Origin of the sequence: Yinghuangia soli (assembly GCF_021502675.1) — a bacterium.
In the GTDB taxonomy this organism is placed as follows: Bacteria; Actinomycetota; Actinomycetes; order Streptomycetales; family Streptomycetaceae; genus Yinghuangia; species Yinghuangia soli.
Window position 1 is genome coordinate 72,196 of sequence record NZ_JAKFHA010000005.1, and the last position, 16,420, is coordinate 88,615.

Sequence of the window (16,420 nt, forward strand, 5' to 3'; positions counted from 1 at the left end):
AACCGAGCCCGCCCGCGCTTGCCGCGATCCTGGACGCAGCGGCCCGCGGGCAGTTCCCGCCTCCCGACGGCCGCACGACCGTGCTGCCGCAGGCGAACCGACGCGACGCCGGAGTCATCGCGTTCACCGCGCACACGGTCGTCCACACGGACGAGGACCCCGCGTGGGTACGGGCCACCCTCGCGGCGGTGCGCTGCGATCCGCTGGCGGCCAGCATGAACCCGCGCTTCCTGTCCGCACTCATGGACCGCACCGGTCGGACGATGGACACCATCGACCTGCTGACCGTCGCTCCGCCGCTCACCGGGGAGCCGCCGCTGCCGCTGCGCGAGATCGCCGACCCGGACCATCCGCGCGTCGTCCGGGCCCTCAAACGCCGCGACGACGTACGCGTCTGGGCCGCCGACGGGGGAGTCCTCGTGCTCGGCCGCGGCGTCGCAGGCCGCTGGGAGGCGGCGATCGAGGTGGACGAGGGGGGCCGCCACCGCGGCTTGGGCCGCGCGATGGCTGTTGCCGCTCGCCATCTCGTCCCGGGCGGGGGACCGGTCTGGTCCCAGCAAGCCACCGGAAATGCCCGCAGTATCCGGGTCTTCCAGGCTGCGGGGTACGTGCCGGTGGGTGCCGAAGTGCTGCTCCTGGCAGCCGACTCCGCCTGACCCGGCTGATTCCCACCCCCTCCGGAAATCGGCTGCCGCTCGCCCCGTCCGGCCTGGCTGCCGCGCCCGGCCCCTCCGGCCCCGGAGAGCGACCGACATCTCCGGAATCGGCCGCCGCCCGGTCCCGTACGGCTCAGCCCGGCATGACCGCCCGCCCCGCGGCCGCCGCTGCCCGGGCTGCCTCGTGAACACCGCGGGCGGCGAGTTCGGACGAGAACACCTCGACGCCCACCGGCGCATCGACGCCTGCCGCACGCAGCGCCCTGAGGGTGGCCGCGACGTCCGCGTCGCCGTCGCCGGGGAGCAGGCGGCGCGTCATCGTCTCGTCCATGAGCGCGGCCGCATCAGCCGCCGTCGCAGAGGACGGCTGCGCCGGGGCGTCGCTGATCTGGATGCCGTTGATGTGCCGCGTCACCTCAGGCGTGAGGTCGGCGAGGCCGCCGCCCGACCGGTAGTGGTGCCAAGTGTCCAGCAGGATGCCGCCGTTGGGCCGATCGGCGAGGGCCACGATGCGGGCCGCCGCATGGATGTCCGGGATACCGGACCACGGCAGGAACTCCAGATGGACGAGCAGCCCGTACCCCGCGGCCTTGTCGCACAGTGCGGCGAACGCCGGGGCCGCCTGCTCCGGGTCGACCGCGGCCCCGGCGATCTCCACGACGTTGAGCGAGCGTCCGCCGAGCGCGTCGGCGATCTCCCAGAAGACGTCGGCGGGTACGGAGAACCCGACGCCGTCCGCCCCGGCCGGGCCCGACGGCAGCCAGTCGGTCACCGCGTCCAACTCGCCCACCGAGAGCCCGTGCTCGGCGAGGATCGCGCGCATGTCGGCGGGCGTCAGCCCCTCGTCGAGAGCCCGCTGCCAGTCCTGCGCCCACAGCGTCATGCCGCCGAATCCGGCGGCTGCCGCAGCCTCCGCGCGTTCCCGGAACCCGCTGCCGAGCACGGTTCCGGCGCACAGCACCAGGTCGTCCGGTCCCAGCATCGCGGCACCACGCTCCTCGGTCGCACTCGGGTCTCGGTCCCGAAAGTCCGTGCATGCTAAGGCGGGTCCACCGAGAAGGGAAGGCCGGACCCACGGCCTTGCCGTTCGATCTCTCGACCGTTGTGATAGAGATTTCGAACGATCTGCTCCAGGGGACGCCGATCACCGACGACGAGAGGCGGCAGGCATGAGGGCGGTACGGGGGCGCGGCACGGCCGCGGGCGGCGGCGCCGCGGTGGAGGTCGTCGATGTCGACGGTGTCCCGGAAGTACCCGGTGCGGACCGCCTGCTCACCATGGCGGCGGCCGGCATCTGCGGCTCGGACTTCGGCTACCTGGCCATGGGCAGCACCCTGCTGATCGGCCACGAACTCGCGGGCGTCGACGCCGAAGGGCGGGGCTACGCGGTCGAGGCGGTCTTCGGCTGCGGCATCTGCGCGCCGTGCCGAGCCGGGCACCGGAATCACTGCGCCGACCTTTACCTGCGCGTGCCCGGGCTGAGCATCGACGGCGGGATGGCCGAGCAATACGCCGTCCCCGCCTCGGCGTTGGTCCCGCTACCGGACGGCCTGCCGGTACACGACGCCAGTCTCGTCGAACCCGCAGCGGTGGCCTGGCGGGCGGCCCGCATCGCCGGCGTCGGTCCCGGCAGCCGGGTCGCGGTGGTCGGCGGCGGGGCCATCGGACTGCTTGCGGTCGCGGCCGCGCAGGCGCTCGGCGCGTCCGAGGTCGCCCTGTCGGCCCGCCGCACCGAACGCATCGAGGCCGGCGAACGCCTGGGCGCGGCAGTCCTCACCGATGCGTCGGCAGCGTCCGCCGCAAAGACGACGTCGGCCGGCGGCTACGACGTGGTCGTCGACGCCGCCGGCACCCCCGCGGCGCTCGCCGATGCGGTGGAACTGCTCGCCCCGGGCGGCACGGTGTCGATCGCCGCCCTGCACGAAGGCGACCTGCCGCTGCCCTTCCTCGCGGCGTTCCTCAAGGAGGCGCGGGTGGTCATGTCGATGGCGTACGGCACCGACGACGACGGCGTACGCGACATCGACCGCGCCGCGCGCATGCTGGCGGCGCGCCCGGGGATCGCGGCCGCGGTCATTACGCACCGCTTCCCGCTGGAGGACGCCGCCGAGGCGTTCCGGGTCGCCGGGGACCGGGGGACCGGCTCGATCAAGGTGGTCGTGGAACCTTAGCCTGCGCGGATGCGGAACGGCCTTCTCACGCCTCCGCGGCCCGCCGGTGGGCCGTCTCCAGCAGCGCCAGTTCCGCATCGCTCAGCCGCAGCGCGCCCGCCGCGATGTTGGCTTCCAGGTGCCCCAGGTCGCCGGTGCCGGGGATGGCCAGCATGTGCGGGCCGCGGTGCAGCGTCCAGGCCAGCCGGATCTCCGCCGGGCTCACGCCGTGCGCGCGGGCGACGGTGAGCACCTCGTCGGGCTCGGCGGCGGTCGTGCCGTACTGGCCGCCCGTCGCGGCGATCGAATAGAACGGCACGAACGCGACGCCCTGCTCGCCGCACAGGCGGACGAAGTCGTCCTGCTCGGGCCGCATCGCGATGCCGTACGGGTTCTGCACGCACACCACCGGCGCGATGGCCTGCGCCTCGGCGAGGTGCTCGGGCGTGACGTTGGAGATGCCCAGATGCCGGATCAGCCCGGCCTCGCGCAACTCCGCGAGGGCGCCGAAGCGCTCGGCGATCGACGCGGTGCCCAGCACCCGAAGGTTGACCACGTCGAGGTGGTCGCGGCCCAGCTGCCGCAGGTTCTCCTCGACCTGGCCGCGCAACTCCTTCGGCCCCGCGTGCGTGGCCCAGTGCCCGGACGCGTCCCGGGCCGGGCCGACCTTGGTGGTGATGACCAGGTCGTCGGCGTACGGCGCCAAGGCCTGGTTGATCAGCTCGTTGGCCGAACGCAGCGGCGAGAAGTAGAACGCCGCGGTGTCGAGGTGGTTCACCCCGAGCTCGACGGCCCGGCGCAGTACCGCTATCGCCTCGGCGCGGTCGCGCGGCACCGCGTCCGGGACCAGCGCCGCGCCGGTCTGCGGCAGCCGCATCGTGCCGAACCCGATCCGATGGACCGTCAGGTCGCCGAGGACCCAGGTGCCGGACGCCGCCGCGGTGATCGCCTCAGAAGTCATCCGCACATAATCCACATGACGAGACGCGGCTGCCACCCGGAAATCCGGGGGACGCGGCCGCGCCGCGGCCGGCCGCCGTCAGGCCACGTGCAGCACCGGCGGCGCCGGCGGCGCCGCGGCGACCAGGGTGCGGACCTTGGCGACCATCGCGAGCTGGTCGACCTGGCGGCGCGCTGTTCGGCGGCGTCCTGGTCAATACGGTCTCGACCGCCGGCGTGCTGTTCTTCGGCGCCGCGCTGAGCGCGCTGACCACGGTCGAGGGACGCAGCGCCCGCAGGGTCTGAGCTGCCCCGCCCTGCACGGGAGTTCGGACCGGCCTGCGCCGCGGATTTTCCCGCGGGGCAGGCCGCGCGCCTATGCGCGGAACGTCAGCAGGCGGCTGATCTCGCCGTCGTCCTCGTCGACGAGGTCGCGGACGTCTGCGTACCCGAGCTTGCGCAGCAGCGCGAGGGACGCGGCATTCGCCGGGTCGACGGTCGCGTGGACCTCCGCGAGGCCGAGGGCGCCGACTCCGTGGCCGGTGACCGCCGCCGCGATCTCCGAGCCGAGGCCGCGGCCCCAGGCCCGGGGGAGGAGGGCGTAGACGAGTTCGTGCCCGTCGACCTGCGGGTCCGGGCTCGGCTTGATCTCGGCATGGCCGACGTACGCGCCGTCCTCCCAGATGCCCCAGATATCCCAGGTGATCTTGAACTCCGGGGTGAAGGCGCGCCGGAACAGGGTGCGCGCATCGACACTCGGCATGCCGAGCCAGCGCGTCACCGACGGGTCGTCGAACAGCCGGACGAAGCCGTCCTCGTCCTCGGGTACGTAGGGGCGGAGGACCAGGCGGGCGGTGGTCAGCGTCGGGGTCACGGCGGCGAAGCTACTCGCCGTGCGGGCCGCCGCCAACGGAATTAGCCGCACCGCGAGCGCGGCCGTCGTGGCCGCCGCGACGGCCGCGGCGCTCGCGGATCAGGCCGATCGCGAGGATCACCACGACGACCGCGGTGGACGAGGCGAGCTGGGTGCGGGCGTCGTCGCTCTCGCCGAAGATCATCAGGAGCAGCACGGCGATCATCGCGGCCAGCGAGGCCCAGGTCAGGTACGGGTAGAGCCACATCCGTACGACGAGCTTCTCCGGCGCCTCGCGCTCGTATCGCTTGCGCAGCACCAACTGCGAGGCGGCGACCGCGAACCACACGAACAGCAGCATCGCGCCGACCGAGTTCAGCATGTGCTTGAAGACCTGCTCCGGCCACCACACGTTGAGCAGCACCGCGACGAAGCCGAACGCCGAGGACGCCAGCACCGCCTTGCGCGGCACGCCGCCGGGCGAGACCGCCAGCAGCGCACGCGGGCCCTCGCCGCGCTCGGCGAGCGAGTAGACCATGCGGGACGCGCCGTACAGCATGGTGTTCAGCGCGGACAGCAGCGCGACGAAGACGATGATGTCCATCAGCACGGCAGTGCCCGGGATGCCGATGCGGTCCAGGACCGCGGCGTACGGCCCCGACCCGACCGCGTCCGAGTCCCACGGCAGCAGCGTCACGATGACGAGCACCGAGCCGATGTAGAAGAGCAGGATCCGCCACACGATCGTCCGGACCGCGCGGGCCACCGACTGCGCGGGGTTGTCGGACTCGGCGGCCGCGATGGTGGCGACCTCCACGCCGCCGAAGGCGAAGACGACCGCGAGCAGGCCGGTGACCACACCCGTCCAGCCGTTGGGCAGGAAGCCGCCCTGCCCGGTGAGGTTCGCCAGGCCAGGAGCGTCGTTGTCCGGGAGCCAGCCGAAGATGGCGAGCGTGCCGAGCACCAGGAACGCCACGATCGCGAAGATCTTGACGCCCGCGAACCAGAACTCCGACTCGCCGAAGACCTTCACGGACAGCAGGTTCGCCCCGGTGAAGAACACCATGATCGCCAGCGCGAACGCCCACTGCGGGACGTCCGGCCACCATCCGTGCGCGATCGTCGCGGCGCCGGCCGACTCCACGGCGAGCACGATGGTCAGCATCCACCAGTAGAGCCAGCCGACCGTGAAGCCGGCCCAGCGGCCGAACGCGCGCTCGGCGTACACCGAGAAGGACCCGCTGCGCGGAGACGCCGCGGACATCTCGCCGAGCATCCGCATGATCATCACGACGAGCAGCGAGGCCAGCGCGTACGAGATGAGGATGGCCGGCCCCGCGGTGCGGATGCCCTGCCCGGTGCCGACGAAGAGCCCGGCACCGATCGCGCCGCCGAGCGCGAGCATGGTGAGGTGCCGGGGCTTGAGCCCGTGCCCGAGATGCTCGTCGCCGCTGCCGGCCGAGGACCCGGGGTCCGCGCCCGGGGTGTGGGCTTTCACGGACGTGTTGCGACTGCTCATCGGTGCGCTCGGGTCCTGGAGGTGGTGCGGGTGGAACCGCTCCAGTATTCCTTATGCCATCGATAGCTATGAAAGTGTCATGAATAGGTGCATCGACGGACCAAGGTCACGTCGGTCGCGGGACCTTAGCCCATCCGCCCATCCGCCCGTCCGCCCGTGACCTCCTTGGGGCGGACGGCGTCAGGAGGCCGCGTCGGGGTTCGGGGTCGTGGCCTTTGCGTCGACTGCGGCGAAGTCGGGGTCGCGGCGTTCGGCGAAGGCGGTGAGGGCCTCGATGTTGGCGGGGCCGCCGAGGAGGACGCGGAAGGCTTCGTTCTCGCGTGCGCGGGCCTGGTCGAGCTGGTCGCCCAGGGCGCCGAGGAGGACGCGCTTGGACTCGACCAGGGAGGCCACCGACTTCGCGGCCAGGATCTTGGCGTGGCGCAGCGTCTCGGGCATCAGGTCGTCGGGGGCGACCGCCTTGAAGGCCAGGCCGAGTTCGACGCATTCGGCGGCGCCGATCCACTCGGAGCTGAGCAGCACCCAGGCGGCCTTCTGGCGGCCGATGAGGGCCGGGAAGGTGTAGCTGCTGGCGGCCTCGGGGGCGACGCCGAGCGAGGTGAAGGGGCACTTGATGCGCGCGTCGGTGGACATGAAGACCAGGTCGGCGAAGCCGATGATGGTCGCGCCGATGCCGAGGCCCAGGCCGTTCATGGCCAGGATCAGCGGCTTGGGGAACACGGCGAGCTGGTCGACCATGCCCGGGAAGCCGTGCTTGCCGTTGGCGAAGGTGCCGGAGTTGCGCTGCGCCATCTCGACCAGGTCGGTGCCCGCCGAGAAGGCGCGGCCGGTGCCGGTGATCACGACGACCGCGACGCCCGGGTCGGCGGCCGCGTCGATCAGCGCCTCGCAGGTCGCGTCGTACAGCGCCTCGTTGAACGCGTTGAGCGCGTCGGGGCGGTCCAGGGTCAGGATCCGTACGCGGTCGGTGTCCTCGATGCGGATCATGGCGGGCCTCTCCGTGCTGACGTGCCGGCGGGTGGCCGCATGCGGGCCGTTGGACAGGAAACCGTTCTTTATTGACCAAGTCAAGGGACGTGGGGGCGCGCGGGGTCCGCGCGGTGCGCTCCGATCCGGCAGGTTCACGCGCGCGTAACGGACCCGTCACCGGGGAAGGTCCACGACTGCGCCGATATGCACCTCTGTCAATGCCGTCGCACCGCAGGCCGCCGCCTCGCAGGCGAGGCCGCCCCGCAACGCGCGTACAGCCGAAGCAGGCGAACCAGAGAGGAGCCGTCGTGGAGTTCGACGTCGTCGTGGAGATTCCGGCGGGCAGCCGGAACAAGTACGAGATGGACCGGCACACCGGACGCATCAGGCTCGACCGCATGCTGTTCACCTCCACCGCCTATCCGGCGGACTACGGCTTCGTCGCGGACACGCTGGGCGGCGACGGCGACCCGCTGGACGCACTGGTCCTGCTCGACGAACCGACCTTCCCCGGCTGCCGGGTGCGCTGCCGGGCGCTCGGGATGTTCGTCATGCGGGACGAGAAGGGCCCGGACGAGAAGATCCTGTGCGTGCCCGCGCAGGACCCGCGGCGCTTCGGGGTACTCGGCATCGCGGACGTCCCGGCCCACCAACTCAACGAGATCGCGCACTTCTTCGAGGTCTACAAGGATCTGGAGCCGGGCAAGTCCGTGGACGGCTCGCACTGGGAAGGCCGGGACGACGCCGAGAAGGAGATCGTCGCGGCCCGCGAACGCGCAGGGCACGCCGAGCGGGTGCTGCCGTATGAGGGGCGCGCGGACCACCCGCGGGCCTGACCCCTCGCACACACCTGGCATCCGCCGGGCCGGCGGACCGCTTGCTCCCACCCGCAAGCGGTCCGAAGGCCTGCCCGCGGGCAGGCGATTGCGCCGGATCGGTCAGTAGAAGATCTCGTACCGGTCCGGGTCGTCCGGCAGGACCCAGTTGAAGCCCTCCAGCAGGAACACCGCGACCGCGTTGGCGGCGATGATCGCCAGGAACAGCCACATGACCGCCGCCGAGATGGGCGTGTAGTCGCTGTCCAGCGGCTCCGTCTCGCGGCAGAAGACCAGCATCACGCCGGCCGCCACGATCGCGAGCACGAAGGTGATCAGCGCCCACGTGTACAGGTGCAGGCCGAAGACCGTGCCGCCGTAGCCCGGGTCCGGCGGCACGATGTGCAGCAGGATCTGACGGGCCGACACCATCGCCCCGGCCACCGCCGACACGATCGCGATGCCGTAGCCGGTCACGTAATCCCGCGTGTCCACACGGCCCTTGCGGCCGCGGGCGATGATGTACGCCGGGCCCATCGCGACCAGCATCATGAACATCCGCTGCAGGACGCACAGCGGGCAGGGGTACTCCCACTTCACGAACTGGTAGTAGAAACCGCCCGCGAGCACGCCGCACATGCCCACGACGTACAGGTGCGCGAACCAGTACCCCAGGCGGTTGAACGATCCCGCGTTGAGGCGCGTCGTGTAGTCGGTCACCATGGCGGGTTCCTCACCACTCGAGGTTCAGGCTCGACGTCACGTGGTGGTCGAACAGCAGCAGGCTCGCGACCAGCGAGGCGAACCACAGTCCCAGCACCGCGTACCGGGTCCAGTTGCGGTGGACCGCCCAGGCGGTGGCGAGGATCAGCAGAAAGATGATCGTGTCCATTGAATGATCACGGTGGCACACCGCGTGGCGAACTCCCGGCGTTCGCCCGCCCGGGGGTCCGTTTCCGCTCGTACGGCGTAGTGCCGCCGTGGAATCCGCGGCGGCCGGACGGTGTTGCGACCGGCGAAGTGACAGTCGCAACTCCGCGGCCCGTGCCCCGGGTCGCGGCCTTGCCCGCGGACGAACCACCGAAGGACACATGACGGCAGAGCGGTTTCACATCTCGATCCCGGACGCCGTGCTGGACGACCTGCGCGAGCGGCTGGTCCGCACCCGGTTCACCACCGCCTCGGACGCGTCGTCGTGGACCGCCGGGGTCGACCCGGACTACCTGCGCGGCCTCGTGGCGTACTGGGCGGACGGCTTCGACTGGCGCGGCGCCGAAGCGCACCTGAACACGTACCCGAACTTCCGTGCGGAAGTGGGCGGCAGTCAGGTGCACTTCGTGCACATGCGCGGCAAGGGCCCCGCCGCCGGCCCGGCGCCGCTGCCGCTCGTGCTCAGCCACGGCTGGCCGAGCACGTTCGTGGAGATGCTGCGGATCACGGAGCTGCTGACCGATCCGGCTGCGCACGGCGGCGATCCGGCCGACGCGTTCGACGTGGTGATCCCGTCGCTGCCCGGCTTCGCCTTCTCCGCGCCGCCGCCCGGGCGCTTCACACGGCGCGGCGTCGCCGAGGCGTGGCACGAGCTCATGACCGAGGTGCTCGGATACCCGCGGTACGGCGCGCAGGGCGGCGACATCGGCGGCGGCGTCACCCAGTGGATCGGTGCGCTGTTCCCGGACCAGGTGACCGGCGTTCTGGTCACCTCCGCGGTGATTCCGGCGGACTTCGCCGAGAACCCGGCCACGCCCGAGGAGCAGAAGTTCCTCGACGCGATGGACGCGTACGACCGCGAGGACGGCGGCTACAGCGAGATCATGCGGACCCGCCCGGACACCGTCGCGGCCGCGCTGACCGACTCGCCGGCAGGCCTGCTGGCCTGGATCGTCGACAAGTACCGCGACTGGAGCGACTGCGGCGGGGACGTCGCCACGCGCTGGGACCGCGACACCCTGCTGACCGTGGCCACGTTGTACTGGGCGACCGAGTCGATCGGCACCTCCTTCCGGCAGTACTACGACTACCCGCTGAACCGCCCGCGGCCGCCCGTCGCCGTCCCGGGGGCCGTGACCTTGTCCAACGAGCCGGCCTACCGCGGCATGCCGCGCAGCTTGGCCGAGCGCGTGTTCCCCGACCTGCGGCAACTGCGTACTCCGGAGCGGGGCGGGCATTTCATGGCCCATGAGGAGCCCGAGCAGTTGGCCCGCGACCTGCGGGACTTCTTCCGTCCGCTGCGGGGGTAGCCGCCCCCGCAGCGGCAGGTATGAGTGCGCTGGACACGCGTCAGCGCGGCGGTTACGCGTCGGCGCTGGGCAGCCGGGCCGCACTTGCCACGCGGCGGACGGCTGCGGCAACGAGCGCGGCCACCTGCGGCGCGGGGACGACGACGCCCGGAGTGCGCGTGGTCCAGAGCAGGAACTCCTCGACGTCCACGGGCGGGACGTCGCCGAGGTAGGGGCGCACGTACGCCGGAGTGTCCGGTTCGGTGCGCCAGCTCTCGCCGAGATTCCCGACCCGGACGGCGTCGAAGCCCAGGACGTCCAGGAGTTCGGCGGCCTCCGCGGTCGCCTTCGGGTCGTCGCCCGCGACCGGCAGCGCGCTGCGGTCCGGGGCGCCGGACGGCCGGGCGAGGGAGACGATCTGATGCGGCGTGATGGTGTTGAACGCCTTCACGACGTGCGCGTCGGCCAAGTGGCGCTGCACGAGAGCGGTCGACGTGAGTTCGCCCGCGTCCAGGGCGGCGATGCCGCCGTCGCGTTCGGGGTAGTAGTTCGCGGTGTCGAGGACGGTCTTGCCGGCGAGTTCGCGGGCCGGCAGCCGGTCGAACGCGTGCAGCGGGATCGCCGCGACGACCAAGTCCGAGGTGCGCGCCGCCTTGGCGGGCGTGGCCGCCCGGGCGCGCGGGCCGAGTTCGGCGACCAGGCCGGCCAGCGTCTCGGGGCCGCGCGAGTTGCTCAGGACCACGTCCAGGCCCGCCGCGACGGCCAGGCGTGCGACGGCCAAGCCGATCATGCCACTGCCGATGAAACCCAAGGTGTCGGGCACCGCAGTGCCTCCGTTCTGTCGTACGTGCGGTGCGGCGGATGGCCGCGAACCCAAGGCTGCGGCCCGCAGGAATGTGCGTGCCAGGCAACCGGTTTGCCTACGCACGGCGTGATCACCATGCCGGGCGCCGGCCAAGGCCGAGGCGAAGGGCCGAGGTGAGCGCCGAGGTGAGCGCCGCGGTGAAGGCCGAGGTGAGGGCGGAGGCGGAGGCGAAATCGACAGCGACGGCGAAGGGCGAGCAGTGGCAGACCGCACCGAGTTGGGCGCGTTCCTCGTCTCGCGCAGGGCCCGCCTGCGTCCGGAGGACACCGGACTGCCCGACTACGGCGGCCGGCGGCGGGTCGCCGGCCTGCGCCGCGAGGAGGTGGCGCAGCTCGCGGGCGTCAGCACCGCGCACTACACGCGCTTGGAACAGGGGCGCGGCGACAGCGTCTCGGACGAGGTGCTGAGCGCCATCGGGCGCGCACTGCGCCTGGACGCGGACGAGGCTGCGTATCTGCGAGCCATCGCGCGCCGGCCTGCGGTGTGCGCGGAGCCGCCGGTCTCGCCCGAGGCGGGGACTGCGGCCGAGCCCGGGGCCGACCCGGAGGCCGGGCGGGGGGCCGGTCCTGAGGCCAGGGCCGGCGCCGAGCCCCGGACCGGGCGCGAGACCGATCCCGAGACCGATCCCGAGGCCGATCCCGAGGCCAGGACCGGGGCCAGGACCGGGGCCCATCCCGAGCCCGGTGCCGAGCCGGGCCTCGCGGACGTCCCCGACCGCTGGCGCCACCTGCTCGGATCGCTCGTCCTCACGCCCGCCCTGCTCATCGGACGGCACACCCAGATCGTCGCGTGGAACCCCCTGGCCTCGGCGGTCTTCGGCGACCTGGACGCGTACGCGCCGGGCCGGCGGACGTTCACCCACCTCCTGTTCGCCGCGCCGGACCGGCACGCCCTGTTCGGGGCGGGGTGGGAGCAGGCGGCGTACGCCCACGTGGCCCACCTGCGTGTCCTGCTTGGCCGCTTCCTCGGCGACCGGGAACTGGCCGGGCACATCACCGAAATGCGCCGGAGCAGCCCGGACTTCGCGCGCATGTGGGGAGAGCATCCGGTCGCCCGCCTGCGCGACCGCACGTATGTGCTGCACCACGCGAGTGCGGGGGAGCTGGTGCTGCACGCGACCCTGCTCGCCCTGCCGGACGCGCCGGACTGCGTGGGGCTCGACGTGTTCGCCGCGAAGCCGGGGTCCCGCACCGAGACGGCCCTGCGCGGCCTCGGGGAGGCGGAGCGGATGCCCGCGGTCCGCATTTAGTTGAACGATGAACTAAGCGGGGTTAGAATGGGGCCAGAAGCTCAGCCCCGAGGAGTCCGCCATGCCCGTCACCCGCCTCAACCACGCCGTGCTGTACGTGCGCGATGTCGAGCGCAGCGTCGCCTTCTATGCCGATGTCCTGGGCTTCCGCACCAAGGCGGCCTTCCCCGGCGCGGCGTTCCTGCAGGCGTCCGGCAGCACCAACGACCACGACCTGGGGCTCTTCCAGATCGGCGCCGCGGCCGGCGACTCCGGCGCCGGGCGCAGCACGGTGGGCCTGTACCACCTGGCCTGGGAGGTCGACACGCTCGACGAGCTGGAGCGCATCGGCCGCGCCCTGGCCGAGGCCGGCGCGCTGGTCGGGGCCAGTGACCACGGCACCACCAAGGCGCTGTACGCCAAGGACCCGGACGGCATCGAGTTCGAGGTCAGCTGGCTGCTCCCGGCCGACCTGCTCACCGAGGAGATCCTCGCCGAGGCGCGCCGCAAGCCCACCCAGGCGCTGAACCTCGGCGCGGAGATCGCCCGCTTCGGCGGCCAGACGAAGGGCGGCCTCGGCATCTCCATCCCGGTCTCTTCCTGACCGGTCACGGAGACTTGCGCGCGGCCGGGACGGCTACTGCCGCACCGGCCGCGGCGCAGACGGTCGCCGCGAAAAACATGACAGCCGAGAGCGACGCCGCGTCCACGACCACTCCGCCCAGCAGCGCACCGCCCGCGAGCGCCGCCTGGAACGACGACGTGAACACCACCGCGGCGGCCTCGGGGGCGTCCGGCGCGGAACGGGCGAACCACGTCTGCGCGGCCGCGGGCACGCCGCCGTAGAGGAACCCCCACACGACGAGCAGGCCGACGGCCCCGGGCCAGGACTGCCCGAGCAGCGGGAACAGCAGGGTCACGGCTCCGATGCCGCCCGCGTACGCCGCGACCGCCCCGCGCAGGCTGCGCGCGAGCGCGCGGCTCGCGAGGAAGTTGCCCGCGACCCCGGCAGCGCCGTAGACCAGCAGGCCCGCGGTGGCCTGCGCGCCGTCGACGCGGGTGACGTCGCGCAGGAACGCGGCGACGTACGTGTACGCGGCGAAGTGGCCGACCACCAGCAGACCCGTCACGGCCAGTCCGAGCCGGACGCCCCGGATCCGCAGCAGCGCGCCGATCGCCCGCAGTCCGACCGTCGCGTCCACCGGCAGCGCGGGAAGCGACCGCGCCAGCAGGACGGCCACCGCGAAGGCCAGTACCGCCAGGATCGCGAACGCGGAACGCCAGCCCGCCTGCTGACCCAGCAGCGTCCCGGCCGGCACGCCCAGCACCGACCCGGCCGGTACCGCGGCGAAGATCACCGCAGTCGCCGTGCCGACCGCTGCGGCCGGCACGAGCCGCGGCGCGAGGCCCGCGCCGGCCGACCAGAAGCCGCCGATGACCAGCCCGACCAGGGCACGGGCCACCAGTACGACCCAGAAGGCCGGGGCGGCCGCGGTCAGCACGTTCGCCAGGCACAGCAGCGCCATCAGCGCGGTCAGCACGATCCGCCGGTCGAGCCGCCCGACCGCGGCCATCACCAGCGGGGCGCAGCACGCCGCCAGGATGCCCGGCAGCGTCATGAGCAGCCCGGCAGTGCCGTCCGACGTGCCGAAGTCGTCGGCCAGGGTGGGCAGGACGCCGACCGGGAGGATCTCGGTCGTGACGATCGTGAAGATGCCCAGCGAGACCCCGGCGACAGCGGTCCAGTGCGCGGGACCGTCTGCCGCCGGGGGCGGAGCGGCGTCCCCCGCACCGTACGGACGGTCGGCTCCACGAGCAGCATGGGCGGTGGCCACGGCACCCCTCCGGCAGGATCGGACCGCCCGGTATGGCGGCAAGATCCAGTCCAGCCCGCTGCCGGCCGGAACTCCGGCGGAATTCGGCCCTCACCAGTCGGACTTCGCACCTGAGGAGGCTGTGCTCAGCTGGTGAAGGCGACCGTCCGGGTTGCGGAACCCGGGTTCACCGGAGCCAGGCACAGGACGAACTCTTCGTCGGGGTCGGCGTTTTTCGAGGACAGTGCGGACGCAGTCCCTTCCGGGCAGCGGAGGTCCGAGGCGGTCTTCTCGAGGCGTTCGAGGACGACAAGGACGCCGGGGTCCGTGGACTCGCAGTCCGCGAAGTGCATCTTGGGCTTCGCGTCCGAGCCGGAGTTCTTGACGCACTGCCCGGCCTGCGCGCGGCTCATGTCGTCGCCGCCGTCTCCCCAGGCCGAGACGGCCCAGGCGATCAGGGCGACCGCGAGCAGCGGGGCGACCAGCAGCATGGCGACCGCCGGCCGCCTGCGCAGCGGTTTCCCCACGTGCAACGGGGCCCGCGGGCTGCCGGGGACAGGCTCACCGAGCGCGCGCAGCTTTGCGTATGCGCGGAGGTTGGCGAGGAGGACGAACGGCGCGACGAAGACGGAGAACAGGCTCCACCAGCCTTTGAGGAGCGTCTCCTCGGTCATGTCGCGGTACTCGGAGATGCCGCAGGACCGGCAGAACGGGCCGGGCTCCTTGAGGAACACCATCCAGACGACCACCCCGCGATGCCCGCGCAGAGTCACGTCAGCGGCGGGGTATGCCCCGCACCGGGTGCACGTGAAGCGCGCGTCTGCGCCGTAGTCGGGGTCGACGACGGGGCGGTGGTATTCGGGGCCGAGCATGCCGGGTTTGCGCGGTGCGGGCTCCGGTCCGCCGGAGCCGTCCGCGCCCGCGGGCGTTGCGCAAGCCGCGGTCACGGTGTTCTGTTCCGCTGCGTTCGGCGACTCGTCGTCCGGAGCGGGCGGCGCAGTAGGCGTCGTCGTCAACGTGTTCCTTGGGTGGCACGGGGGCGCCCAGGCGGTGTCGGCGGTGCCTGCGCTCGGGCGACGCGAGGGAGCGCACACGTTAGCCGCCCGAACTCGGGTACGACAGGAGCGGGTCCGGTGCGGGGCCGGGCCGGGTGTCAGGGAGTCGGGGCCGGGCTGCCGCCGCCGGTGGGCAAGAACTGGAGCGGGCGCGGCTTTTGCTCGGCGTCCGGGTCCGCGTCCGGGTCCGGAGCCCAGCACATGCGGACCTTGAAGTGGCACGGCGTCTCGGTCTTGGTGATGATCGTGGCCGTCGGCGAGGACAGGTCGACACCGAACTCGATCTCGACCTCGCTGGGCTCGGCCTTGCGCAGTTGCTCCAGGACGATGCGGGCGGCCGTGCCCACCGGGGCCAGCGCGCTCTGGAGGCCTGGGGGGACATCGCGGATGATGTCGACGGCGGGCTTGGGCGGTCGCGGCGGTGGAGGCGGCGGAGCAGTCGCCCCGGGCGGGGCCGGAGGCAGCGGCAGCGGCGGATCGGGAAGGCCCGCGCCGACCTCGAAGAGGAGAGTGCCGCCGCCTTCAAGGCGCATGCGTACGTACTCGGTCATCGACGTCCCCCAGGAATTCCGCCCTCGTCGGTGCTACTCGACGCTAGCGCCAACTCGTCCGGGCATGTGGCGTGTTCCGTCGAATCGCCGGGTGGCTCCGGCCTGACCCCGGTGGCTCGGCGAAGGCGGGGGCCTGCCGCAGCGCGGTCCGGCTGAGAGGGTGGGCACCGTCGAGGAGAGGAAAGGCGGGAATGCCATGAACGGCGTGGGCGGTCCGGTACTGCCGGAGTCGGGGTTGACCCGGGCGGCGGCGCTCGTCGTGGAGCGGTCGATCGCGGTCAAGGACACGCTGCTGGACACCAAGTACGCGGCCGACGTCTACGACGACGCGGACCGGCCGGTCGGGACGGTACGCGAGCGCCGCGGGCCCGGGGTGCTGGCCGTCGCCCGGCTGACCGAGCTGTCCGGGTCCACCCCGTTCGACCTGCGGGTACTGGGCCCCGACGGGACGGAACTCCTCGGGCTGAGCAAGGGATTCTCGCTCTTCAAGCCGGTGCTGGAGGTGCGCGGCGCGGACGGGCGGGCCTTCGGGACGGTACGGCGGCAGGGGCGCGCCGAGGTGGTGCTGCACGACGGTGCCGGGACATCGCTGGGGCTGCTCTCGGCCGTGATGTCGGTGCACACCGGCGAGGTGGCCAAGCGGGACGGCAAGCGGGTGCGGCGCAACGTGTTCCGCTTCCATGCCGCCGCACCGGACGGGGTGCGGGCGCTGGCGGTGGGGGCGGCGGTCGCGTACGACCTGGTCCGCGACTTCGGGACGCGACGCTGAGCTTTGCGCCGCAGCGCG

The 16,420-nt window shown here is 72.7% G+C and carries 18 protein-coding genes; 7 read left to right on the forward strand and 11 right to left on the reverse strand.

All coding sequences use genetic code 11. From position 1 onward, the window contains the following. Positions 1-26: 26 nt before the first annotated feature. Positions 27-656: a GNAT family N-acetyltransferase gene (locus LZ495_RS11535; RefSeq protein WP_235052303.1), complete on the forward strand. Its 630-nt coding sequence runs from the start codon at positions 27-29 to the stop codon at positions 654-656. A 133-nt stretch (positions 657-789) separates the two neighbouring features. Here LZ495_RS11535 and LZ495_RS11540 read toward each other — a convergent pair whose 3' ends face one another. Further along, positions 790-1,638 carry a sugar phosphate isomerase/epimerase family protein gene (locus tag LZ495_RS11540; protein ID WP_235052017.1) on the reverse strand — a complete coding sequence of 283 codons (849 nt, stop codon included), beginning with the start codon at positions 1,636-1,638 and terminating at the stop codon, positions 790-792. 187 nt (positions 1,639-1,825) lie between these two features. Between LZ495_RS11540 and LZ495_RS11545 the strand changes: the two genes are divergently transcribed. Then, a complete protein-coding gene (locus LZ495_RS11545; protein ID WP_235052018.1) occupies positions 1,826-2,827 on the forward strand; it encodes a zinc-dependent alcohol dehydrogenase in 1,002 nt (333 codons plus the stop codon). A gap of 25 nt (positions 2,828-2,852) precedes the next feature. Here the strand turns inward: LZ495_RS11545 and LZ495_RS11550 are convergent, their stop codons facing one another. The 4 genes from LZ495_RS11550 to LZ495_RS11565 form a co-directional block, all read right to left on the reverse strand. Beyond that, on the reverse strand, positions 2,853-3,767 hold the full coding sequence (locus tag LZ495_RS11550) for an oxidoreductase (protein ID WP_235052019.1): 915 nt from the start codon (positions 3,765-3,767) through the stop codon (positions 2,853-2,855). Positions 3,768-4,121: 354 nt separating this feature from the next. Continuing rightward, positions 4,122-4,619: a GNAT family N-acetyltransferase gene (locus LZ495_RS11555; RefSeq protein WP_235052020.1), complete on the reverse strand. Its 498-nt coding sequence runs from the start codon at positions 4,617-4,619 to the stop codon at positions 4,122-4,124. A 10-nt stretch (positions 4,620-4,629) separates the two neighbouring features. Next, positions 4,630-6,117 (reverse strand): amino acid permease, encoded by a 1,488-nt coding sequence (locus LZ495_RS11560; protein WP_268822661.1) that lies wholly within the window; start codon positions 6,115-6,117, stop codon positions 4,630-4,632. A 180-nt stretch (positions 6,118-6,297) separates the two neighbouring features. Then, positions 6,298-7,104: an enoyl-CoA hydratase/isomerase family protein gene (locus LZ495_RS11565; RefSeq protein ID WP_235052021.1), complete on the reverse strand. Its 807-nt coding sequence runs from the start codon at positions 7,102-7,104 to the stop codon at positions 6,298-6,300. Positions 7,105-7,394: 290 nt separating this feature from the next. Between LZ495_RS11565 and LZ495_RS11570 the strand changes: the two genes are divergently transcribed. Beyond that, positions 7,395-7,922, forward strand: coding sequence for an inorganic diphosphatase (locus tag LZ495_RS11570; RefSeq protein WP_235052022.1), 528 nt, complete (start codon positions 7,395-7,397; stop codon positions 7,920-7,922). 102 nt (positions 7,923-8,024) lie between these two features. On the opposite strand, the gene LZ495_RS11575 is transcribed toward LZ495_RS11570, so the two are convergent. Beyond that, positions 8,025-8,624: a disulfide bond formation protein B gene (locus LZ495_RS11575; RefSeq protein WP_235052023.1), complete on the reverse strand. Its 600-nt coding sequence runs from the start codon at positions 8,622-8,624 to the stop codon at positions 8,025-8,027. A 10-nt stretch (positions 8,625-8,634) separates the two neighbouring features. Further along, a complete protein-coding gene (locus LZ495_RS11580) occupies positions 8,635-8,793 on the reverse strand; it encodes a DUF5993 family protein (protein ID WP_235052024.1) in 159 nt (52 codons plus the stop codon). Between the two features lie 199 nt (positions 8,794-8,992). On the opposite strand from LZ495_RS11580, the gene LZ495_RS11585 reads away from it, so the two are divergent. Then, complete coding sequence (locus LZ495_RS11585; protein ID WP_235052025.1) at positions 8,993-10,141, forward strand: epoxide hydrolase family protein; 1,149 nt, start codon at positions 8,993-8,995, stop codon at positions 10,139-10,141. 52 nt (positions 10,142-10,193) lie between these two features. Here LZ495_RS11585 and LZ495_RS11590 read toward each other — a convergent pair whose 3' ends face one another. After that, entirely contained in the window at positions 10,194-10,943 is a 750-nt protein-coding gene (locus LZ495_RS11590; RefSeq protein ID WP_235052026.1) for an NADPH-dependent F420 reductase, read from the reverse strand. A gap of 241 nt (positions 10,944-11,184) precedes the next feature. Between LZ495_RS11590 and LZ495_RS11595 the strand changes: the two genes are divergently transcribed. Both LZ495_RS11595 and LZ495_RS11600 read left to right on the forward strand, forming a co-directional pair. Beyond that, the gene (locus tag LZ495_RS11595) at positions 11,185-12,234 is read left to right on the forward strand and encodes an MmyB family transcriptional regulator (RefSeq protein ID WP_235052027.1); all 1,050 of its coding nucleotides are present in this window, start codon (positions 11,185-11,187) and stop codon (positions 12,232-12,234) included. A gap of 61 nt (positions 12,235-12,295) precedes the next feature. Next, a complete protein-coding gene (locus tag LZ495_RS11600) occupies positions 12,296-12,817 on the forward strand; it encodes a VOC family protein (protein ID WP_235052028.1) in 522 nt (173 codons plus the stop codon). A gap of 4 nt (positions 12,818-12,821) precedes the next feature. Here LZ495_RS11600 and LZ495_RS11605 read toward each other — a convergent pair whose 3' ends face one another. From LZ495_RS11605 to LZ495_RS11615, 3 genes are all read right to left on the reverse strand, one after another. After that, positions 12,822-14,048: an MFS transporter gene (locus LZ495_RS11605; protein ID WP_235052029.1), complete on the reverse strand. Its 1,227-nt coding sequence runs from the start codon at positions 14,046-14,048 to the stop codon at positions 12,822-12,824. A gap of 125 nt (positions 14,049-14,173) precedes the next feature. Continuing rightward, the gene (locus tag LZ495_RS11610; protein ID WP_235052030.1) at positions 14,174-15,043 is read right to left on the reverse strand and encodes an LppU/SCO3897 family protein; all 870 of its coding nucleotides are present in this window, start codon (positions 15,041-15,043) and stop codon (positions 14,174-14,176) included. Between the two features lie 137 nt (positions 15,044-15,180). Then, complete coding sequence (locus tag LZ495_RS11615; protein ID WP_235052031.1) at positions 15,181-15,633, reverse strand: CU044_2847 family protein; 453 nt, start codon at positions 15,631-15,633, stop codon at positions 15,181-15,183. 196 nt (positions 15,634-15,829) lie between these two features. Here LZ495_RS11615 and LZ495_RS11620 point away from each other — a divergent pair, with 196 nt between their 5' ends. Then, positions 15,830-16,402, forward strand: a complete 573-nt coding sequence (locus LZ495_RS11620) for a hypothetical protein (protein WP_235052032.1) — start codon at positions 15,830-15,832, stop codon at positions 16,400-16,402. The last annotated feature ends 18 nt before the right edge of the window (positions 16,403-16,420 follow it).

Bases quoted from the DNA above. Each gene is read 5' to 3' on its own strand.
- LZ495_RS11540 (WP_235052017.1), bottom strand. From the start codon at position 1,638: ATGCTGGGACCGGACGACCTGGTGCTGTGCGCCGGAACCGTGCTCGGC.
- LZ495_RS11545 (WP_235052018.1), top strand. From the start codon at position 1,826: ATGAGGGCGGTACGGGGGCGCGGCACGGCCGCGGGCGGCGGCGCCGCG.
- LZ495_RS11550 (WP_235052019.1), bottom strand. From the start codon at position 3,767: ATGACTTCTGAGGCGATCACCGCGGCGGCGTCCGGCACCTGGGTCCTC.
- LZ495_RS11560 (WP_268822661.1), bottom strand. From the start codon at position 6,117: ATGAGCAGTCGCAACACGTCCGTGAAAGCCCACACCCCGGGCGCGGAC.
- LZ495_RS11565 (WP_235052021.1), bottom strand. From the start codon at position 7,104: ATGATCCGCATCGAGGACACCGACCGCGTACGGATCCTGACCCTGGAC.
- LZ495_RS11575 (WP_235052023.1), bottom strand. From the start codon at position 8,624: ATGGTGACCGACTACACGACGCGCCTCAACGCGGGATCGTTCAACCGC.
- LZ495_RS11580 (WP_235052024.1), bottom strand. From the start codon at position 8,793: ATGGACACGATCATCTTTCTGCTGATCCTCGCCACCGCCTGGGCGGTC.
- LZ495_RS11585 (WP_235052025.1), top strand. From the start codon at position 8,993: ATGACGGCAGAGCGGTTTCACATCTCGATCCCGGACGCCGTGCTGGAC.
- LZ495_RS11600 (WP_235052028.1), top strand. From the start codon at position 12,296: ATGCCCGTCACCCGCCTCAACCACGCCGTGCTGTACGTGCGCGATGTC.
- LZ495_RS11615 (WP_235052031.1), bottom strand. From the start codon at position 15,633: ATGACCGAGTACGTACGCATGCGCCTTGAAGGCGGCGGCACTCTCCTC.
- LZ495_RS11620 (WP_235052032.1), top strand. From the start codon at position 15,830: ATGAACGGCGTGGGCGGTCCGGTACTGCCGGAGTCGGGGTTGACCCGG.